This is a genomic window from Herpetosiphon geysericola (genome assembly GCF_001306135.1).
In the GTDB taxonomy this organism is placed as follows: domain Bacteria; phylum Chloroflexota; class Chloroflexia; order Chloroflexales; family Herpetosiphonaceae; genus Herpetosiphon; species Herpetosiphon geysericola.
Window position 1 is genome coordinate 50,698 of the sequence record NZ_LGKP01000017.1, and the last position, 20,770, is coordinate 71,467.

14 protein-coding genes are annotated in these 20,770 nt (G+C 51.4%); 9 read left to right on the plus strand and 5 right to left on the minus strand.

Features of this window, described 5'->3' with window-relative positions; translation table 11 throughout:
- Window positions 1-146 precede the first annotated feature (146 nt).
- Window positions 147-3,557, minus strand: a complete 3,411-nt coding sequence (locus tag SE18_RS10410; protein WP_054534393.1) for a glycosyl hydrolase — start codon at window positions 3,555-3,557, stop codon at window positions 147-149.
- 240 nt (window positions 3,558-3,797) lie between these two features.
- Here SE18_RS10410 and SE18_RS10415 point away from each other — a divergent pair, with 240 nt between their 5' ends.
- Window positions 3,798-5,846 (plus strand): S9 family peptidase, encoded by a 2,049-nt coding sequence (locus SE18_RS10415; protein WP_054534394.1) that lies wholly within the window; start codon window positions 3,798-3,800, stop codon window positions 5,844-5,846.
- 69 nt (window positions 5,847-5,915) lie between these two features.
- On the opposite strand, the gene SE18_RS10420 is transcribed toward SE18_RS10415, so the two are convergent.
- From SE18_RS10420 to SE18_RS10435, 3 genes are all read right to left on the minus strand, one after another.
- Complete coding sequence (locus SE18_RS10420; protein ID WP_054534395.1) at window positions 5,916-6,869, minus strand: NAD-dependent epimerase/dehydratase family protein; 954 nt, start codon at window positions 6,867-6,869, stop codon at window positions 5,916-5,918.
- A gap of 59 nt (window positions 6,870-6,928) precedes the next feature.
- Window positions 6,929-7,537 carry a TetR/AcrR family transcriptional regulator gene (locus tag SE18_RS10425; protein ID WP_160319494.1) on the minus strand — a complete coding sequence of 203 codons (609 nt, stop codon included), beginning with the start codon at window positions 7,535-7,537 and terminating at the stop codon, window positions 6,929-6,931.
- Window positions 7,538-7,838: 301 nt separating this feature from the next.
- A complete protein-coding gene (locus SE18_RS10435) occupies window positions 7,839-8,294 on the minus strand; it encodes an META domain-containing protein (protein ID WP_054534398.1) in 456 nt (151 codons plus the stop codon).
- Between the two features lie 145 nt (window positions 8,295-8,439).
- Here SE18_RS10435 and SE18_RS10440 point away from each other — a divergent pair, with 145 nt between their 5' ends.
- From SE18_RS10440 to SE18_RS10460, 5 genes are read left to right on the plus strand one after another with little or no spacing between them, the layout of a single operon-like run.
- Window positions 8,440-8,790: an STAS domain-containing protein gene (locus SE18_RS10440; RefSeq protein WP_054534399.1), complete on the plus strand. Its 351-nt coding sequence runs from the start codon at window positions 8,440-8,442 to the stop codon at window positions 8,788-8,790.
- 20 nt (window positions 8,791-8,810) lie between these two features.
- Window positions 8,811-9,563, plus strand: coding sequence for an anti-sigma factor antagonist (locus tag SE18_RS10445; protein WP_054534400.1), 753 nt, complete (start codon window positions 8,811-8,813; stop codon window positions 9,561-9,563).
- Between the two features lie 5 nt (window positions 9,564-9,568).
- Window positions 9,569-12,556, plus strand: a complete 2,988-nt coding sequence (locus SE18_RS10450) for a GAF domain-containing SpoIIE family protein phosphatase (RefSeq protein ID WP_054534401.1) — start codon at window positions 9,569-9,571, stop codon at window positions 12,554-12,556.
- Window positions 12,557-12,567: 11 nt separating this feature from the next.
- Window positions 12,568-13,410, plus strand: coding sequence for an SDR family oxidoreductase (locus SE18_RS10455; RefSeq protein WP_160319495.1), 843 nt, complete (start codon window positions 12,568-12,570; stop codon window positions 13,408-13,410).
- A gap of 10 nt (window positions 13,411-13,420) precedes the next feature.
- On the plus strand, window positions 13,421-14,056 hold the full coding sequence (locus SE18_RS10460) for a class I SAM-dependent methyltransferase (protein ID WP_054534403.1): 636 nt from the start codon (window positions 13,421-13,423) through the stop codon (window positions 14,054-14,056).
- Window positions 14,057-14,156: 100 nt separating this feature from the next.
- On the opposite strand, the gene SE18_RS10465 is transcribed toward SE18_RS10460, so the two are convergent.
- The gene (locus SE18_RS10465) at window positions 14,157-16,940 is read right to left on the minus strand and encodes a glycoside hydrolase family 9 protein (RefSeq protein WP_054534404.1); all 2,784 of its coding nucleotides are present in this window, start codon (window positions 16,938-16,940) and stop codon (window positions 14,157-14,159) included.
- Window positions 16,941-17,167: 227 nt separating this feature from the next.
- Here SE18_RS10465 and SE18_RS10470 point away from each other — a divergent pair, with 227 nt between their 5' ends.
- The 3 genes from SE18_RS10470 to SE18_RS10480 all read left to right on the plus strand — a co-directional run bounded on the left by SE18_RS10470 (window position 17,168) and on the right by SE18_RS10480 (window position 20,765).
- A complete protein-coding gene (locus SE18_RS10470) occupies window positions 17,168-18,370 on the plus strand; it encodes a PP2C family protein-serine/threonine phosphatase (RefSeq protein ID WP_152976608.1) in 1,203 nt (400 codons plus the stop codon).
- 2 nt (window positions 18,371-18,372) lie between these two features.
- Window positions 18,373-19,218, plus strand: coding sequence for an AraC family transcriptional regulator (locus tag SE18_RS10475; RefSeq protein ID WP_054534406.1), 846 nt, complete (start codon window positions 18,373-18,375; stop codon window positions 19,216-19,218).
- 119 nt (window positions 19,219-19,337) lie between these two features.
- Window positions 19,338-20,765 (plus strand): MDR family MFS transporter, encoded by a 1,428-nt coding sequence (locus SE18_RS10480; RefSeq protein WP_054534407.1) that lies wholly within the window; start codon window positions 19,338-19,340, stop codon window positions 20,763-20,765.
- Window positions 20,766-20,770 lie beyond the last annotated feature (5 nt).

Here is a 20,770-nt window from a genome sequence, read left to right on the forward strand (position 1 = left end):
TGTACTCGGCGCAAAAATATTGCCCCATTATAGCGTTAATTTTACTCTTTTTGAAACAAATGTTTACTAGAAGTTTATCTGAATAGTGCCAAAAACCCGTCACTCGTATCCACGAGTGACGGGTTTGCAACCAAAACTATTGGATTCTAGTTGAATGGCAAGGTGATGGTGGATTGTTGGCCTTGGGCGTTGGTGGCGCTGGTGCGAACACTCGCCGAGCCATTGCCAATTGCGTTCCAAATTTCAATCCGTACCCGACCATTGCTCAAGTTGGCCCAAGCCCCACTGCTGCTCTTGAGACCAGAACTTTGGCTATATTGCTCGAAGCCAGCCACCGGATCGGTTGGGAAGTAGTTGTAGGTTTCGGTGCGATCATAGCTGCCATCGCCAGTCCAGTCGTAGGAAATACGAGCTTGAACCCCGTTGCCCACAGCGGTGTTGGAATCGACGAACAACTTGAATTGGGTGGCTTGGCTGTTGTAGCTGCGGGTCAAGCCTGAGATGGTGTAAACCAAGGCGTTGGTTGGCGTACCGTCGTAATTGGCTCCGCCAGCTGATGGAATGCTGTCGCTGTTGGCTCCAGCGCCTGCGCTCAAGCTCAACGTACCAGCCACATTTTGGGCAGCGCCGTCGATCACGTGCAAGGTGTTACCACCGCCACCAGCATCGATCTTGGTCAATTGCCATTGTTGGTTGGTTGCGCCGACATATTCCCATTGGTGAACGTTGCCGCCATCGGCGGTTGAAGCATCAGCCACATCAAGCGCCTTGCCACTATGGCGGGCAATAATCGCATAGTAGCCGTTGCCAACATCACGCAAACACCATTGTTGGTTGCTGGTGTTGCCATATGGCCATTGATGGATGTTGACTCCGTTGCCAGTTGCGGTTACGCCGCCAGCCACATCAAGCGCCTTGCCACTATGGCGAGCGGTCACTTTGAAGTAATTGCTGCCAACGCCTTCGAAGCGCCATTGTTGGTTTAAGCCACCGACATAGCTCCATTGATGCACATTGGCACCATCAGCGGTTGAAACTGCATCGACATCCAAGGCTTTGCCACTGTGGCGAGCAGTTACGCGATAGTAGGCATTGGCATCCAAGCTGACTGCTGAACAGCCTGCAACTGGCGTGGCAGTTGGTTGAACAGGAGTCGCTGTTGGGTTGACTGGCGTCGCCGTCGGATTGACTGGCGTTGCCGTTGGGTTAGGATTGACTGGCGTTGCCGTTGGTGGTGGAGTTGTGCCAGTGCTGCGAGCCATGCTGCGCGCTGGAATGCTATTCAACACCACACCATTTGAGAAGGTTACGCTCAATGGGCTACCAGTTGGATTCCAAGCAACATAGGTACGAACCCCGTTTTTGTTGAACACAGCATAGGTTGGCGTGTTGGCGGTGATCGAGGTATCGATCGAACCCAACTGCTTCAAGTTGCGAATCCAGTGGTAGGTGTGGGCTTTGGTTTCGCCTTCTTCTGGCGTAAAGGGGACGGTATCGAACTTGGTTGCTGCGGTTGCAGCATCACCAAAAGCTTGGAATTGCCAAATAATATCGAGCCAATAGCGTTCTGCGCCACCAATGTTGTTGCGCATTTGGCTGTAGTTTTTGTTGACGTAGGCTGGATTGCGGCCTAAGTACAACGAACCACCGTGGAATGGCAAGAAGTTGATGCCATGGATCATTTCTGGGTTGGCGCTGAACCAAGTTGCGTAGCTGCCACCATCGCCCCAAACCATACCCACTGCTGGGTGGTTGTTGTTGGCGGTGAAGCCAGCAGGGAACACAGCGTTATCAACATTGAACCAATATTGCTCAATCGCATGGGTTTCATGGGTATACATGAAGATCCCAAGGTCGCGTAATTGGGTGTTGCCAGTGTTTGCGCCCCACAACAACACAGCAGTGTTGAACATCATCGCTTCTGACGATGATTCGTGGTTGTTCCCAGCGCCAAAGCCAGCGTGGCCCGAAGCCCATGAGTGGCCTTCGTAGATGTCGAAGGTGCGCAAGCGGGGGAAGCGTGGATCGTTGGCGGTGCTAATGTTAGCAGCGTCGTTGATCAACAACTTGACCATCGAACCCCAGTTGCTATCAAGCGCCCAGTTTGGATCGTATTGGGCTAAGATTGCCGCAGCGTAGATGTAGTAGCCGTAGTGGAAGTGGTGGTCGTTCAATTCGGTATCCGAGCCGAATGAAGCTGGATAGCCGATGACCGTGCCCCAATTGCTGTTGTAGTAGAACTGGCCGTTGGTGTCATTAGCGCTGGCGGTAAACCATTCTTGCAAACGGTTGCGCACGGCGGTGATCAACGAGTTGCGGGCGTTGGTATTGCCCAATTGTTCAGCAATCGGAATCAAATTGGCCAACCGTAAGAGTGCCTTGCCAGTGTAGTAGGTATCAGCACCGCCAAAGTGACTGGCTTCGAAAGCAACATCATTCAAGTGATTGTTGAGCGTGGTGCGGTTGTAATCGCCTGCATCTGGCAAGGCTGGCAGCACACCGTTGAAGCGCATTGACGTGGTAAACGAATTGCCATCGCGCAAGCGAATTTGGCCGCGCGCCGTGGGGTAGCTGTAGTTAGTCAACGCCGTCGATGAGTTGATCGCGTGGTGGCGATACAAGCCCAACACGGTGTTGGTATTTGAGCCTTCTTTGGCAACCGTGGTGGCGCTGAAGGTGGTGTTCAAGCTAGCCGTCGCTTGGTCGTAGCTCCAGCTGGCGGTGGTGTTGGTTACAAACGCATAGGCGCGGGCTTTGAAGAAATTAAAGGTTGCCACGCTATTATCAGGCAGCACCGCCACCGAATAATAATCCTTGCCCGCCAAATTTGATTGAAAATTGTTCCCCGATTGGCTCCAAGTAGCGCCAGTTGGGGCAAAAATACCGTAGTGATGGCCGTTGACCGTGATGCCAAGGGCATTGGTGCCAGCGCCAGTCCAGACACTTGGCGGAGCAGCCGCGCTAATCAAGGCATCGCCGCCGCTCTTGGTCAAATAGACGAATGGCATACCATGGCCAAAGGTTGCGCGCAGTGTACCGCCACCATTCCAATAGGCCGTGACCGTCCAATCCGAGTAGCCGTCAACTTTGGCATCGGGCGAGTTCAAGCCTACCAAACCAAGGTTCAGGTCTTCGGAAGCGTTATAATGAAATTCGCCAATGTAGTTGGGCGAGCCAGTTGAAATTGCGGGAATCGTGGGGAAAGTTACGCCCAAGCCAGCAGATTTGGCTTTGACAATCAACGGCAAGGCCGTCATATTTTCCGAATAGGGATTGCCAGGGAAGCGCTGCCAGCCAAGTGAACTCCACCAGTCGTTGGTGGGCATTGCGCCAGTAACGTTGGCAGTGCGTTTGGGCGAAACAGGATTGCCATTAAAATCATCGGGAACTTTCGCGCCCGCTGGCAAGTTGGTGGTGTAACTGCCAAGCCCAGCTTGATCAGCGTTGGCAACAGGTTGGGTGGGAGAAAAGAACAAACTCGTGGTTAGAAAGGTAAGCAGGGTTCCTGCGAGCCATGGTAATCGTCTTGAGCGATTAGGTAACTGTTGTGTATTCATGCACATCCTCGTGTACTAATCAACGTCGATAGCCGAAATGTTATGAACTCCTCGTCGCATGAATCAAGCAACCTCCTTCGATCAAAGAATCCATATACTGCCATTTTAATTTTTTTCTAACTATTATTCAATGACTAAAATAAGTCATTTAGAATGGCAAATGCTTCCAAAGGCTAGTTAAATAGTTAATCGTTCTATGCTACTATGCGCAGAATTGCATATAGAGAATAGGAACCACGCATGGCAGAGTTGCAAACCTGGCAGGCCACGAGTCTGTTGGAGTTACGTTTTATCTCCGATGCCCAAATTGCGCCCAATGGCGAGCAGATTGCGTTTGTTGAAACTTGGATCGAGGAAACCGCGAGCAAGAATGGCCCGCGCAAGCCCGATTATCGCTCGGCAATTATGCTGATTCAGGCCGATGGTGGCACGCCGCAACGCATGACCTTCAGCGTTTCTGGCCGCGATAGCTCGCCGCGCTGGTCGCCAGATGGCAGCAAATTGGCCTTTATCTCAACCCGCGATGCAGGCGTAGCCCAATTATTTGTGCTCGATTTGGCTCGTGGTGGCGAGGCCCAGCAACTCACCAGCCTTGGCTATGGCGTGGCCGAAATCAACTGGCGGCCAGATAGTCAAGCTTTAACTTTCATTTCACGCGGCGCCAAAGCCAAAGAACAGCCGCACGTCGAAAGCTTGCGCGACGAAAAAATCATCGAGCGCTTGCCGTTTAAATTCGATGGCGTTGGCTATTTGCAGCCAGAATATGCCCAAATTTGGTTGGTGGAGCTTGGCCAAGCACCGCGCCAAATTACCGACCAAGCTTTTGATCACGCCGATCCAGCATGGTCGCCTGATGGCAGCGAATTGGCGTTTATTACGGTTTCGCGGGCAGAATTAGAGCACACTCGCCAAGCAGATATGTATCTTTTAAATGTTGATACTGGCACATCACGCTGCTTGACCAACGCGCTTGGGCCGGTTTATCACCCAACATGGTCGCCTGATGGCAGCCAAATCGCCTATATCGGCCACGATCAACACACAGGCAACGCTTCAAACGAGGCTTTGTGGTGTGTCAGTCGAGCTGGCGGCGATGCCCGTTTGCTGAGCGTTGGCTTTGAGCATGGGCTAGAAAATAGCATCATCAGCGATGCCCGCATCGGGCGGTTTCCCTATCGGCCCTATTGGCGCGATAACGGCATTTATTGTTTGGCAACCCGCGCCGCCCGCACCCGCGCCTATCGCTACAGCGACGGCACAATGCATGAACTCACGCCTGAGGATAATCCCAGCATTTCAGGCTACAGCCAATCGTTAAATAAGCGCACCGCCTTTACCGCAGGCACCGCCACCCAACTCGAATGCCTGTATATGGGCGATGCGGATGGCAGCATTAATTTGCTCTATGATCCAAACGCTAGCTTGCTGGCAAGCATGCAAACGATCGAGCCAGAACGCTTTAGCTACAACAGTTTTGATGGTTTGGAGATTGAAGGTTGGGCAATCAAGCCAGTTGGCTTTACTGAAGGCCAGCAATATCCATCATTGCTCTACATTCATGGTGGCCCGCACAGCGCCTACGGCCATAATTTTATGCACGAATTTCAAGTGCTGGCCGCTGCTGGCTATGGCGTGATTTACACCAACCCGCGCGGTGGCACGGGCTATGGTCAACGCTTCCGCGCCTTGGTACGCCAAGATTTTGGCGGCGATGATTATCGTGATCTCATGGCTGCCGCCGATTTGGCCGAAAGCTGGGATTGGATCGACAGCAAACGCATGGGTGTGCTCGGTGGCTCGTATGGCGGCTACATGACCAACTGGATCATTAGCCATACCGACCGTTTTGCTGCCGCCAACACCCAGCGCTGTATCTCCAATCTGATGAGTTTCTTCGGCACATCGGATATTGGGCCGTACTTCGGCGAAGATGAATTTGGCGGCCAGCCTTGGGCTAATATCGATAAATTTATGGAACGCTCACCGATTCGTTATGTCAATTCAATTAATACGCCATTGTTAATTTTGCATTCAGATGAAGACCATCGCTGCCCAGTTGAGCAAGCAGAGCAGCTGTATACCGCGCTCAAAGTGCTCGACAAACCTGTGCGCTTTGTGCGCTTCCCACGTGAAGGCCACGAACTTTCGCGTAGCGGCGAGCCATTACATCGCATCGCACGTATTGAATACATTCTCGATTGGTTCGGCCACTATTTGCAAGGCCACGACCTCACGCCCGCCGATCAATTTCGGCGCAGCGTGGCAGGCGAATGGCAAAGCACCCAATAGATCAACAGCTGCGCTAATCTGAATCGATCAGCGCAGCCCAAATAATTTAATCCACAGCCGTTGCCAGCTTTAGGCAGCGGCTTTTTGTTTGGTTTGTTGGCCGCGATACCAGGCAATCGTTGCTTGCAACGCTTGCTCCAACGGCGTTGCCTCCAAGCCAAGCTCACGCTCAATCGCTTGAGCATCGACAATTTGCGGCTCGGTATATTGATAAAACATCTCAACAAACTCGCGCATAAACGAATCCATCAGGCCAAAGGCCCGAATCGCCATTTTGGGCAGGGCAATGCTGCGCACAGGGTAGCCCAGCAATTGGCCAATTGTTTGCAACATCGCCCGTTGGGTTAATGGCGGCGCAACTGGCAAATGCCATGCTTGGCCCAAGGCCGCCGGATGCTGACCCAACAATGCCAAGCCGCGCGCAACATCGCCGATATAGCTAAAACTATGCGGCAAATCGATGTTGCCCAACAATTGAGCTGGCTTATGTTGCAACAACATTGGAAACACTCGATCGCCCAAGGTTGAATTCAAAACCTGTGGACCAAAGAAATCGGCTGCCCGCCCAATCGTCACCTCTAGCGTGCCAGCCCGCTGCGCCGCCAAATAGGTTTCGACCAACGCAGCGCGCATGCGGCCTTTGCGCGTATGTGGAGCAAACGGCGTGGCTTCAGTCAATGGGCGGCCTTGGCTCGAACCATAGACGTAGAGCGTGTCGAGCACGACCAAACGCGCGCCAACAGTGGCTGCTGCCTGCATAATCGTTTGCTGAAATTGCGGCATAATTTTGGTCTGTTCAGCATAATGAACGTTCGCGCAGTGATAAATAACATTCGCGCCTTGGCACAATTCGTTGATTTGGGCTTGATTCAACAAATCGCCAGCAACCACCTCAACCGCTGCTGGCAGATTGGCCTTGCCACTCCGATTCACACAGCGTACCTGCTGGCCTTGGCGCAACAATTCCTCGGCGAGGCTACTCCCAGCTGGGCCAGTCCCAAAAATAACATGCAATGAACTCATTTCAACACTCCTTGTACATTATTCAATAATCGAACATTGTTCGATAAGGCTCAAAAAAATTAGGTGGTGGTCATTAATAAGCCCTGTAACAAGGCTTGGGTTGTGCGTTGGATGCGAGCTTCAATCTGTTCAGCTTGGCTGAGGCGTTGGCTTAGCGCTAAGCTAACGATTCCATGCAAGGTTGCCCAAAGAATTTCGCTATCTTCACGTAAATTTAAACTTGTAACCTGTTCGTCAATCAACAGGGCTTGTAAATCTTGCTCAACCAGCAAACAGGTTGACCACGCTGCTTGGTTGCGCAAATCAGGGTTGACCGTCACGCCATCCATGCCGTGCATCACTTGGTAGAGGTCGGGATTGGCTTGGGCAAAGTGCCAATAGGCGAGTGCTATAGCCTGCAAGCGCTGATAGGGATCAACATAGGCGGCGCTTGCTTGTTGCATGGCACTGGTTAATTGTTGAAAGCCAATTTCCAACAAGGCTTCCAAAATAGCGTCCTTGCTGGCGAAATATTCATAGACCATCGACGGGCTATATTCGATCAACTCAGCAACTTTGCGGATGGTCAGGCCCGACCAACCATCTGCTTGGGCAATTTGACGCGCACCACTTAAAATCCCCTCGCGGGTTGCTTGTTTGATCCGTTCGCGCCGTTCTTTACTGCCCATCATTGCTTCCATTTCAGCTACAATCATTTCATCGAACAATGTTCGATAATAATATACATGTTCAGAATAGACTTGTCAAGAGGCAAAGTTGGGAATTGGTTGTTGGGAATCGGGGATCAGGTTTTAGGGATCAGGGGTCAGCTGTTAGAAATCAGAAAGCACATAGCGCAGCGTGAGAATCAGAAGCACAATAACATTCCAGCATATACATATTTGGGGGTGCAGGGGGCTGAAACCCCCCTGCGTTTCCCGCTGGCGGGACGGAAGGGTGGCAAAAAATAGAGCTTGCCACCTTTTTGATCTAGGCTTGCTTCACCAATTCAACCACAACCGTGCCACTCGAATCAAGCAAACTTAACTTATCGCCAGCCAGCTTATAGCTGGTTACTTTTTCGAGGGCTTGGAAGAGCGTAGTTTCTTGTTGTTGCAACTCAGGGTCGGCACACGCCATCTTGGTCGACATCAATGGGCCAAGGGTCAATTGATCGCCAGCGATTTTGGCATCGCCACCGTAGCCGTTACAGCCACTATGGCCTGAAGCCCGGCCATCCATTTCAAAACTCAGGGGCAATGCTTGCTGACCTTTAAGCGCTTGACCGTTGATCTGCAAGACATTCCAGCTTGAGCCAGCCAAGCCTGCGCCTGGTTGCGAAACATCAACCGTGGGCACGTTGGTTGGCATTGCAGTTGGCGTGGACGCACTCCCACAGCCAGCCAAAGCAGCAAAGAGAGCAAATATCGTTAATGTGCGGCGCATAGAATCCTCCAAAAAGTTATATGTTACCTAGCCAAAACGTTAAAACTCGGCCAAAAGTTCCCTGAGAAAATTAATATCGCTGTGCTATAATATGCCGCAGATTCGCCAAAATGTAACCCGCTTACAATGGTGGCAGGAGGAATGCATGGATATTAGCCATAAAACCTATAATCGTGTTGATGTTATCACCGTTTCTGGACGGTTGGCCGCAGAAACCAAAGATGCGCTGAACGATAAGATTAACCAAATTTATGAGGAAAACCGCCATCGGATTGTCCTCGACCTCGAAAACTTAGAGTATATTAGCAGCCCTGGGTTACGGGTCTTGATTGAAGCGCGTAAAAAAGCCCGCGAATGGAAATTTAGCGAGCTTGAACGGGGTGATGTGCGGATCGCCAATCTGCCCCAACGGATTCGAGAAGTATTCGACTTAACTGGCTTCACGCCACTGTTCCAAATTTACGACGACTTGGTGGAAGCTGTTGGCAGCTTCTAGACGAATTTCGGTGAGACGATATGGCGCAAACCGCTGAACTTAAACTGCCAGGGGTACTCGATTCGCTCAGTGCCCTGTGTAAGTTTGCCTATCAGGCAGCACTCGAGGCTGGGCTTAACGAACATACGGCGTGGGAAATTGAATTGGCTGTTGATGAAGCAGCTACCAATATTATCCAACATGCCTACACTGCTGAACATCCTGGTGATGTTCGCTTGGTCTGCGGACGCGATGGCAGCCGTTTTGTGGTACGGCTGTTCGATCGTGGGGTTCCTTTTGATCCTGAAACTGTTCCTCCTCCCGATCTGACTTCATCAATCGACACCCGCGAGGCTGGTGGCCTTGGCATGTATTTGATGGGCAGAATGATGGATGATGTGCAATTCAACTACAATCCTGAAACTGGTGAAAACGAGTTACACATGAGTAAAATCGTTGGAACACGCCTACCCGATGATGTGCGGGTTGTGCCAGTTCAAGGCCGGATTGATGCCACGGCCGCACCAGCCTTAGCCACGATTGTCCATGAAGCCGCCGAAACTGGCGGACGACGCATCTTACTTGATCTGACGGGCGTAACCTTTTTGAGCAGCAGCGGCCTGCGTATTTTGTTGTTGTTGGCCCGCGAGCTGAAAGGCTCCAACGGCGAACTGCGCTTATGTTCATTGCAACCAGCGGTCGCCGAAGTTTTTGCACTGACAGGCTTCACCCAAATTTTTACCATTCACCGCACTCGTGATGAAGCACTTGCAGCGTTAGCCCAGGTTGAGTAAGGTGCATGTTACCCAGTTTTGATCGTGGAATTCGGCTTTCGAAACCACGCATGGTGGCCCTTGGTTGGGCTGCCATGCTCTTTTTGTTGGGCTGCGCCAATATTGTTTGGTATGGGTTGCCCACCTTCAATTCGGCAACCTTGCCTGTTGCTGGGGCACTCTTGCTCTTGCTCGATGGCTTAGCTGTCCGCGATCGCTCCAACCAGCCGCTCAGCCTGTCTGGGGTTGTGTTGTTGGCGGTTGCCTTAATTAGCACTCCTAGCACAACCTTGGTTTTGGCAGCAGCCTCTGGCTTATGTATTCGGCTTGGGCGATTGGCCCGTTCACGCTATGAAGATTGGGCACGCCGCGCACTCGAAAGTGGCGCACGCAGTTTAGGCCTTGCGCTAGCAATCCCATTTATCAATGATCTAGGCTTGTGGTCAAAGCTCAGCCTGCTCATCTTGAGCTATATTGTGGTTGTTCAAGGCGCACGCTTAATCTTTGCCTTGCTCTGGGATGGCAAGCAAATGACGCTTGGCACATGGCAAGTCAGCGCACCCAATATTTTTTCAATTGAAATGGTGCCCTTGCCGTTGGCTGCCATCGGCGCCCAAATGGCGCAATCATTTCCCTTTAATTTGGTGGCAATCTCTGCAGCAGGCTTGGTTGGCAGTGCTTGGATGGTGCAACGCGCTAGCCGATCATTGGGCTTGCAACGCCGCACGGTCGCTGAGCTTGGCCAAATTAATGCAATCAGCCGCGCAATCATTCGTGCCGAACTCGATGTTGATTCGCTGTGTCAACTGGTGTTTGGCGAGGCCAGCAAGGTTGTTGATACCAGCAATTTCCGCTTGGGCTTGTTTGAAGGCCGCTTCTTTGAGCTGAAAGTGCGGGTGCAAGATGGTCATCACGAGCCGCCATTGCGGGTCGAAATCCCCAACGATCGCGGGATCGTCAGTTGGATTCGCCGCACAGGCCGTTCGTTGTTGGTCGAAGATTTTGCCACCGAAATGGATCGCCTGCCTGCTCAGCCAACCTATCAAGCAGAATTTCCGCCTCGCTCAGGGATTTATATTCCGTTGATGACTGGCGATGAGGTTTTAGGTACGATCTCGATTCAAAGCAGCGAGCCACGCGCTTTTGATACCGATGATTTGCGCTTGCTTTCACTGATTGCCGACCAAGCAGCAGTCGCGATTGATAAAGCTCGCGCCTATTCGGCAGCTCGCCGTCGCGCCGCCCAATTGGCCACAATTGGCGAGGTCAGCCGCCAAGTAACCGCGATTCTCGATTTGGATCGTTTGTTGCCCTCGGTTGTCCATCGCATTCGGGTCAGCTTCGGCTATTCGCAAGTGCATTTATTTACCTTTGATCAACTGCATCAACAGCTTTTTTTCCGTGCTAGCACCGCCAGCGATAGCCCATTCTGGCAGCGCCAAGGCAAACGCTTGCCGCTTGGCTTGGGAATTGTCGGCCATGTTGCGGTCAGCGGCGAACCAATGTTGGTCAACGATGTGCGCGAAGAACCACGCTTTTTGCCCGACCAACCAGGCATTGCCTCAGAATTAGCAGTGCCCATGCGGGTTGGCCAGCAATTGCTCGGCGTTTTGGATGTGCAAAGCGAACGCTATGGAGCCTTCGATGAAAATGATTTCTTCGTCGTGCAAACCCTGGCCGATCAAATTGCCATCGCCATCGATAGCGCCTCGGTCTTTCAATCGCAACAAGAAGAAGCTTGGGTGCTGAATGCGCTGTTACAATCGGCAGAAAATTTTGCCTGGGTCAGCGATATTAGCGAAATGCTCTATCTCAGCGTGCGCCTGCCAGCCTTATTGGTTGGCTGCGAACGCGCGTTATGTCTGCTTTGGCAGCGTGAAAGCAACCGCTGGATTTTGGCCGAAGGTTGGGGCTTGACCAACGAACAACGCCTAGCGATTGGCGCTAGCGCAACCGATGAACAAGTGCCATGGCTGGTGCGAATGCGCTCCGAAGGCGAATCGTTCGCAGCCGAATTAGTTGATCTTGAACAGCTTTCGAGCGCAGGTTTAGTGCCATACACCAGTTATGGCGCAGTGCTGGCTCAACCGCTCAACTCGCGCGGCGCAACCCTTGGCGTGCTCCTGCTAGAGCAATGTGGCACCGATGAAACCTGGTTGCCGCGCCAAGTAACGATTGCCGCAGGGATTGCTGGCCAAGCAGCTGCCGCAATTGAAAGCGCCTTGTTTGCCCAAATTGAAGCCGCCCGCCAACATATCGAACAGGAAATTAGCGTCGCTCGCGAAATTCAAATGAGTTTGTTGCCAGCTCGCTTACCGCAACTTGAAGGCTGGGATAGTGGCGCCCATTGGAATTTGGCGCGCCAAGTTGGCGGCGATTTCTACGATTTTTGGCAGTTTCGCAGCGGGCCGTCTGCTGGGGAAATGGGCTTTGTAATTGCCGATGTCTCGGATAAAGGCGTGCCAGCTGCATTATTTATGGCACTTTCACGCTCGCTGGTACGTGGCGCTGCGCTTGATGGCTCGCCGCCATCGCAAGCGATTGAGCGGGCCAACCGCTGGATTATGCGCGATAGCCAATCGTATATGTTTGTGACCCTGTTTTATGGCATTATCAATCCAGTAACTGGGCGCTTGCGCTATACCTGCGCTGGCCATAACCCACCATTGCTCTATCGGGCTGCAACTGGCGAGATTGAGCAATTGCGCACGCCGGGCATTGCCTTGGGCGTGATTGATGATGCAGTTTTGGGCGAAGCTGAAACAACGATTGAATTAGGCGATGTTTTAGTCTGTTATACCGATGGCGTAACCGAGGCAGTTGATAGTACAATGGATGAGTGGGGCGTGCCACGGCTGATGGAGACGATTCATCAGACCGCCCATTCTGATGCAGCAACCATGTTACACACCATCAGTAGCCGCCTTGCGGCTCATACTGGCGATTTACCAGCCTTCGATGACCTAACTTTAGTAGTAATCAAACGGCTGGCCGATGCCAATCAACCTGTTTGAGGAATTTGATCGTGCGTCTCCTAAATAAACATGTGATCATCACTGGTGGCTCCAGCGGCCTTGGCTTTGCCACCGCCCAACGAATGTTGGCGCGCGGAGCATCGGTTTCGTTGATCGCGCGCAATCGCATTCGCTTGGTCGAGGCCGCCGAACGCCTCCAGCCCTTGGTCAATCGGGCTGGACAGCGGATCGAAATTGCGACCGCCGATGTGCGAGTGCGCAACGATGTCAGCCAAGCCATCGCCGATCTGATTCAACGGGCCGGGCCTTGCGATGTGTTGATCGCAGCCGCTGGAGGGGTTCAAGCAGGAACCTTTCAGCAGCTTGATGAGCAGATCTTTCACGATTTAATGGAGCTGAATTATTTTGGCACCTTGCATGCGATTCGCGCCGTCGTGCCGCATATGCAAAGTCGCCGCGTTGGAACGCTGGTCGCGGTCTCATCAATGGCTGGTTTTGTTGGCTCGCTTGGTTATAGCGCCTACACACCAACCAAATTTGCCATTCGTGGGCTGATGGAAGTGTTGCGCCAAGAACTCAAAGCCTACAACATCACCAGCAGCGTGGTCTATCCAAGCGATCTGCCAATGGCTGTTGAGCAACGAACCACCAATGGCGATGGACAGAGCGGCAATCAAGCGCAGCTCAACCCAGATCGCCTTGCTCAAGCAATTGTCCGTGGGATTATCAAACACCGTTTTATCATCACTGCCGATGCCCAAAGCTCATGGTTGGTGCGGGTTGGCAATTTTGCCTCACCGCTCTTAAACCGATTTTTTGCACGGCCTATGAAGCGTTTACAACAGCAACCAAAGCCTCACGAAGATAACCCACCACCAACTGGCTTGGTTTAAGGAGCAAATTATGCAACCGTGGTCTGATGATATTCAGCAACAAGCAGCAGTGTTTAACGCCATCGGAGCCGATTATGAGCTAATGTTTGGCAATAATCGCGATCAACAAGAGCTAAGCCAATGGCTAGCCGATTTGTTGGAGCCAAACTCAAAGGTGCTTGACGCAGGCTGTGGCACTGGGATTCCTACTGCCCAAACGTTGGCCAAAGCAGGCCATGAAGTAACCTGCCTCGAAATTTCCGCCGCCATGCTCAATTTGGCCCGCCAAAATGTGCCCAATGGCCAATATGTGCTAGATAGCGTTAATCAGGTTAATTTTGATCCCAACTCATTTGATGCAGTGGTTTCGTTTTTTGCCCTGCTGATGCTGCGCCGCCACGATATCGAACATGCCTTGCAGCAATTTCACCATTGGATCAAACCCGCTGGCTTGCTGGTGCTCTCAATGGTCGAGGGCGATTTTGATTATATTCAAATCGTGCTGGGCGATCAGCCAGTCTTTGTCACAGCCTATCCTCAAGCTCAGCTTGAGGGCTTGATCACCAAATCCGGCTTTCAGATTTTAGAAACTCGCTTGCAACACTATGTGCCGCATCACGGCGCAACTCCCGAAACCCAAATTTTCATCGTCGCCCAGCGCGATTAGGCAATCCCCAGCCAAGCACTCCACGAATCAAAGCATTGATTAAAAAACCCCCTCGCCCACTTTAGATGGGCGAGGGGGTTGGCGTAACAGATCTTGAGCTTTATTTCGTGACCAAGGGCAAATATTGCACCGAGCCAGTTGCATAATCATCAAGATAGGCCGCAACCCACGCCAGCGGCGAATTCCAGTTAATCGTCACTTCATTGGTCGACCACGAATCAATATGGTCAACATAGCATTTCAAGGCCGCGCAGCCAGTTAATTCTGCTTGGGCATAGGGGTCTTGAATACTCGAATTTGGCCCACCAGCTACCACACCAGGCGGCGTACCAGGATACTCTGGGTTAATTTGCTTGGCCCAGAAACGATGGTGTGGGTTGGTCAAGGAAACCGAGCCATAGCCCGAAATATACGAGCGGTTGAGCGGATTGCGGCCCAACAAATAATCCATACCTTGGCTAATAGCGTCAGCATAGCTGGCATCGCCAGTAAAATCACCAGCCAAGCCCATCACAATCATATTATTCAGAATTGATGAGTTTGAACCCCAAGGATACTCTGCTCCAGGATCAAACGGAATGCCATAGCCGCTTGCTTGTTGTGCGGCGATAAATTGATCAGCCGCTGCGATCACCGCTGCGCGAACAGTTTGGCGGTCAGCGCTACTCAAGTTATTGGGAACCAAGGCCAACGACAAGCTGCCAAGGCTGGCCACGCCGCCCCAATACATGGCACTCCCGCCGCTAACATCGAGCTTCAAATAATATGGTGATTCTTCGATTGCTTCGCGATAGGTAGCCGAGCCAGTGGTGATATACAATTCAGCAGCAGCCCAGTACCATTCATCATTCAAGCTCGTATCGCCATAACCACCACCGCCAGCAAAGATATCGCGGGCAATTTCATTAGGATAGGCCAAGGCTGCTTGCCAAGCCCGTTCAGCTGCTACCAAACAACGGTCAGCAAAGGCTTCATCGATCCCGCGCCAAATCCGTGAACATTGCGCCGCAGTCGCTGCCAAGTTCAAGGTTGCAGCAGTGCTTGGTGGATACAAATAGCGCATTTGCGGATCATCGTGGGGAGCCATTGGCAAGCCCGTCCATTGGGCATCATGAACTTTATGATGCACCATCCCAGTTTTAGAAACTGGCGCAGTCGGCGGAATTTGCATTCCCAGCATAAATTCCATATTCCAGCGCACTTCATCCAACAAATCGGGCACGCCATTGGCATTTTCTGGAATATTCATACTGCCATCGGCAAATTGGGCAAGGCTTTCAGCGCCACGTTGCTGCGCCCGTTCATATTGATTCAGCAACGTCCAGACCGAAATGCCACTGTTAACCACATATTTGCCATGGTCGCCAGCATCGTACCAACCCTTGGAAACATCAAGTTCATAATCACAGCCAGGCCAGGTTTGGCCTTGGTTGTCAGTGCCACTAAAGCAGGTTACTGCGGTATCGCCTTGGTTTGGCGCAACCCCAATATGCCCAGCAGGCCGCGTCCATTGTTCGTCGCCAGCATAGGGCATGGTAATCGCAATCCCGCTGCGATTATGGTAGAAATAGGCCAAGGCATCGTATTTCAGCCGCGAGTACAAGCCATCCTCAATTGCAAATGGATAGCTCTGCTCGCTGCCAACTTTCAAATAATAGCCTTCGCCAACAGTTTGAAAACTTGAAAAATCGATCAAGTGTACATGTTCAGCAGAAGCTGCTTCTTCGCCATAGACGGTGGTTTGACCGCTCAACACCACGCTATCAGCGGCATTGTGCAATTCCCAGCTCAATGGCTCGTTTGCTGGGTGCGCCAAGCTCGCCACTTTGCTCATTGTGGGCAAATAGCTGGCTTGATTGACCCGAATTCCGGTTTCTAACATTTCTAAACTCACATGATTGAAGCAGATCGTTGGCGTGCCTAAGCCACCAATTTGGAACGACAACGAGGCTGCATCACTATAGGCCGAGGTAAAATTGAACACAAATTCAGTCCAAGCTGCATTCAACCTCGGATCAGCCGCAAAATAGCCAGTATATGGCTCGCCATTTTGTTGCAAGCGCACTGGCAAGGTTACGGGCGTTGTCGATTTAGCGGCAAATTTGAGTTGATAGCTTGCACCTGCTTGTAATGCAATATTATGTTGACCAAGCTGCACATCCCAAGGATTACTGCCAGCAGCATTAATCGTCAAACATGCACCATCAGCGGTATCAATGCTGAGATCGCCACTCGTCCACCATGGCTCAATCCCACCAACAAAATTGCCATTTTGCACTAAATTGCTCGATGGCTCGGCTGGCCCAGTTTCGCCAAGCACCTGCACATCGTCAATTGTTAGCACATTATTACCTTGGCCGCCCATTTGAAATTGAAAAGCAGCCCCAGGATCATCAAAACCCGATGTAAACACAAATTGATGGGTTTGATCGCTGGTGGTTAGGGCAACATCTTGGCTAAAATAATTGGTGTAGGGGGAAGCTTCTTTTTGCAGTTTAAGCACTACTGTGCCCGTGTTTGAGGCTCGAATCCGAAACGTCACGGTGTAGGTTTGGCCCGCTTGGAGATTAAGCCCATTTTGGCCAACAATTGCATCCCATGGGTTACTGCCAGGATTGGTGATCGTTGCAACTAATGCGCCACTCGCAGCATCAGCAGTAACGGTATTTGTGGCCCACCATGGGGTAAGCCCAGCACTAAAATCACCATTTTGGAGTAAATTTCCAACAGTTTGCGGGGGTTGGGCATGGATTTGTGAGGTCGCAGGCACAATTGCTTGTTGACATCCTAAAGCAATAATCAGCCAAAGCACGAAAAATCCTCGCGCCCAAAAGCTCCTCGTCGAACGAATACCAATCACGGTACGGCTGTGGTCAGCGCTCATTGCTGCCTCCATGATTCACTTCATTGGGATCGGTCTCAATACACAGGCGTAAATGAAGAATGAGTGGCTAGACTAAAGCAGCTGCTAGGGTGCAAAATGTTGATCGATGCTCTAGTCGGTAATTGAGAACGATCTCATAGCTAGATAGCCTATAATAGCATAGGATTGTGCCGTATAATGCAACCAATAATTTTGCCACATTGAAGCTTAATTGGCCAGAGGAACTCATGCAAGCCGCCAGAACCAGCTATCCCTACACTCCCATGCCCTTTCGTCGCCTGCTGCACTGGTCGATGCTGCTCTCAACCGTTTTGGGCTTTATTATTCTGATTCCAGTTGCTACCTCTGGCGTAAAGCTCGAAAATGTGCTGCTAACTTTTGGCTCAAGCTATTCGATTGGCATCGCAGCGCCGTCGCTGGTCTTTTTCCTCTTGCGCTGGACATTGCCAATTGCCCAACGCCGTAACTGGTCGCCAATTCGGGCTTGGTCGCTAGCAGTTTTTATTGGCGGGCTGATTGCAAGCATCATCTATGCAGTGATTTTTGGCATGTTTTTCATTCCTGCGCCCGAGCGACTCAATTTCATTATTTTTTGGACTATTTTGGGTGCGTTGCTCTCTGCTAGCACCACCGCCCTGTTTTATACTGCCGAACGTATCTTGAACGATTTAGAAAAGGGTCGCCAAGCGCTGCGCAAAAATGCAGCCCTCTCGGAAGAATTGCGCCTCGCCCGCATGATTCAAGCAGGCTTATTGCCCGATCAAGCGCCAGAAATCAACGGTTTAGCAATTGCTGGTGGCTGTTTTCCCGCTCACGAAGTTGGCGGCGATTTGCTCAGCTACGATTTAACCGCCGACGGGCGTTTGTGCATTAGCGTTGGCGATGTGACGGGCAAAAGCGTTAGTGCTGCAATGTTGATGGGGATTACGCTTGGCGTGTTGCAATCGGAGATTTATGATCACGCCGAGCCAGCCGCCGTGCTCAGCGAGCTTGATCGTTGGTTGCGTACCAAGCGCCAAACCAATAATTTTGTCGCTTTGCAAGTAGCCTTGTTCAACCCACAAACCAGCAGCATGCTTTTAGCCAACGCAGGCCAATTAGCGCCCTTGCGTCGTCGCCAGCAAACGGTCGAGTTTCTGGAAATTCAGGGCAGTTTGCCGCTTGGCATGGGGCCGCAAATGCCGCATGTTCAAGAAACGATCAGCCTGCAAAGCGGTGATTTGTTGGTGTTCTACACCGATGGCGTGGTCGAAGCCCAAAATGCCAACGGCGAAATGTGGGGCTTTGAAAACCTGCTGGATCTGGTCAAAACCAACCCAAGCAAGCATCCCCAAGAACTGCTGCAAGCGATTCTGACGGCAATTCGCAGCTACAGCCACACCATTCAGCCCCACGACGATATCACTTTAGTCGTGGTAGTCGTCCAATAGTTATGTCAAATAAACATCAGATTGAGCAGATTCCACTTGAACATAGCGCATGGGCACCGATTTTCATCGCCAAACTTGAGCCACAGCAACTGCCAAACGTGGTTAATTTGCCCCATCGGCATAGTTTTCACGAGCTGCTTTGGATCAAGGCTGGCACTGGTCGTCATCAAGTTGACCAGCAATCGTATTGCTTAAAAGCCCACACTTTAGCTTTGGTTGCCCAAGGTCAGGTGCATGTGTTCGAGCAAGCTGAGCAGCTAAGTGGCTATTATGTCCGTTATGATCAAGCGTTTTTGCAACCCCAAGCCCAAGAGCAACAACCGCTCTTTCGTGCCAATGGCGGGCTTCAACTGAGCGCTCCCGATAGCCACATAATCGATAGTTTATTTGATTTATTGGCCCAAGAATATCAACGCGAAGATTGTGCAGCCAAATATCATAGCCTGCGCCATTTATTATTGACCTTGCTTTGGCAAAGCCAGCGCCTCAATCAAGCAGCGAATGATCAGCCACAGCAGCCAAATTATGCGATCTATCGCCAATTTTTGGGCTTGCTCGAACAGGCATTTCAGCACCACCACGACATTTACTATTACGCCGAACAGCTTAATCTGAGCAAAACTCAATTTGCCCAAATTATTAGCCAGCATAGTGGCCAACCACCCAAACGCCTAATTCTCAAGCGCGTTTTGCTTGAAGCTCAGCGCTATCTGCAATTCACCAGCCTGCCAATTCAGCAGCTTGCTCATAACCTCGGCTTTCACGATCCATTCCATTTCAGCAAGTTTTTCAAGCAAGAGCTTGGCATTTCGCCGCGCCGCTATCGCGAACAAAGCACGAAAAAATGATATGCTAGGGCCAAAATTTTTCCATTTTTTCAAGCCCAATCAATCAGTACAATAGAATGATGGCTAGTTTTCAGTACGTACTAGCCATCATTCTGTTAGCACTCAAGTACGAGGTCTTCATGAAACGGATCGTCATCGATCAAAAAATTGCAGTTTGTGTCGTCTTCGTGGCGGCATTGTTTATGAGCATTATGGATGGCACGATTATAAACGTAGCCCTCGCGACCATCCAACAAGATTTTGGGGCCAGTAGCAGCGCAATCAATGCGATCGTCGTAATCTACTTGATTTGTATTGCGGTTGTGATTCCCGCTTCCGGCTGGCTGAGCGACCGCTGGGACACCAAATGGGTCTTTTTGACCTCGCTTGGCCTATTTACCTTGGCTTCGATGGCATGTGGTTTGGCCCAAAATATTGAGCAATTGATGCTGACTCGTGCCGCCCAAGGCATCGCCGCTGGCGCACTGATGCCGGTTGGCACGACAATGCTCTTTCGCACCTTTCCACCTCATCAACGGATTCAAGTTTCGCGGATTTTGATTATTCCAACCGTAATCGCGCCAGCAGTTGGGCCAGTGTTGGGTGGCTATTTAGTCGATCGCTTGTCGTGGCATTGGGTCTTTTTTGTCAATGGCCCAATTGGCGTGGCCGCCTTGATCTTTGGTGCACTTTGGCTGCAAACGCCAGAACGCGAAAAGGTTGGGGCCTTCGATTGGCTAGGGTTTATTTTGGCAGGCACTGGCTTTGCGGCCTTGCTCTATACCTTGACCGAAGGCGCAAGCAAAGGTTGGGGTTCGGCACTCATTCTGAGCAGCGCAGCGATAGGCATTTTAAGCCTAGCAGCCTTGGTAGTTGTCGAGTTAGCTAAAGCCAAACCAATGCTTGATCTACGGTTGTTTTCGATTCCGCTGTTTCGGGTGAGCAATTTGGTGGCAATTTTCGGCTCGGCGGCCTTCACAGGGATTCTCTTTTTGATGCCGCAATTTTTGCAAAATGTCGCTGGCGCAAGCGCGCTCGAATCGGGCTTAACCACCTCGCCCGAAGCGATTGGCGTAGTATTATCGAGCCAACTTGTAGCTCGGCTCTACCCCAAAGTTGGCCCAAAGCGCTTGACCTTTGGCGGCGTGCTTGGAGTTGCGGTCATGATTGGCCTGATGAGCACGATTGATGCAGAAACCAATTTATGGTTGGTGCGGGCCTTGATGTTTGGTACTGGGGTGGGCATGGCCTATCTATTTTTGCCAATTGAAGCAGCAGTTTTTGCCCAAATTCCCCATGCTTCAACTGGTCAGGCATCAGCCATTTTCAACATGCAACAACAACTTGGCTCAGCCTTGGGGGTAGCCATTTTGGGCAGCGTTTTGGCCCTCAATCATAGTGGCACGGGCATCAATCAAAATGCCCAAAGCTACCAATATGCCTTTATGGCAGCGGCAGTTTTAGCTTTTATTTCGGCTTGTGTCGCGCTCTTCATCCGCGATCGCGATGCGGCGGCAACCATGGCCGAACATGGTGAACACAGCGAATTAGGCCATTCGGTGGCCTAAAAAAG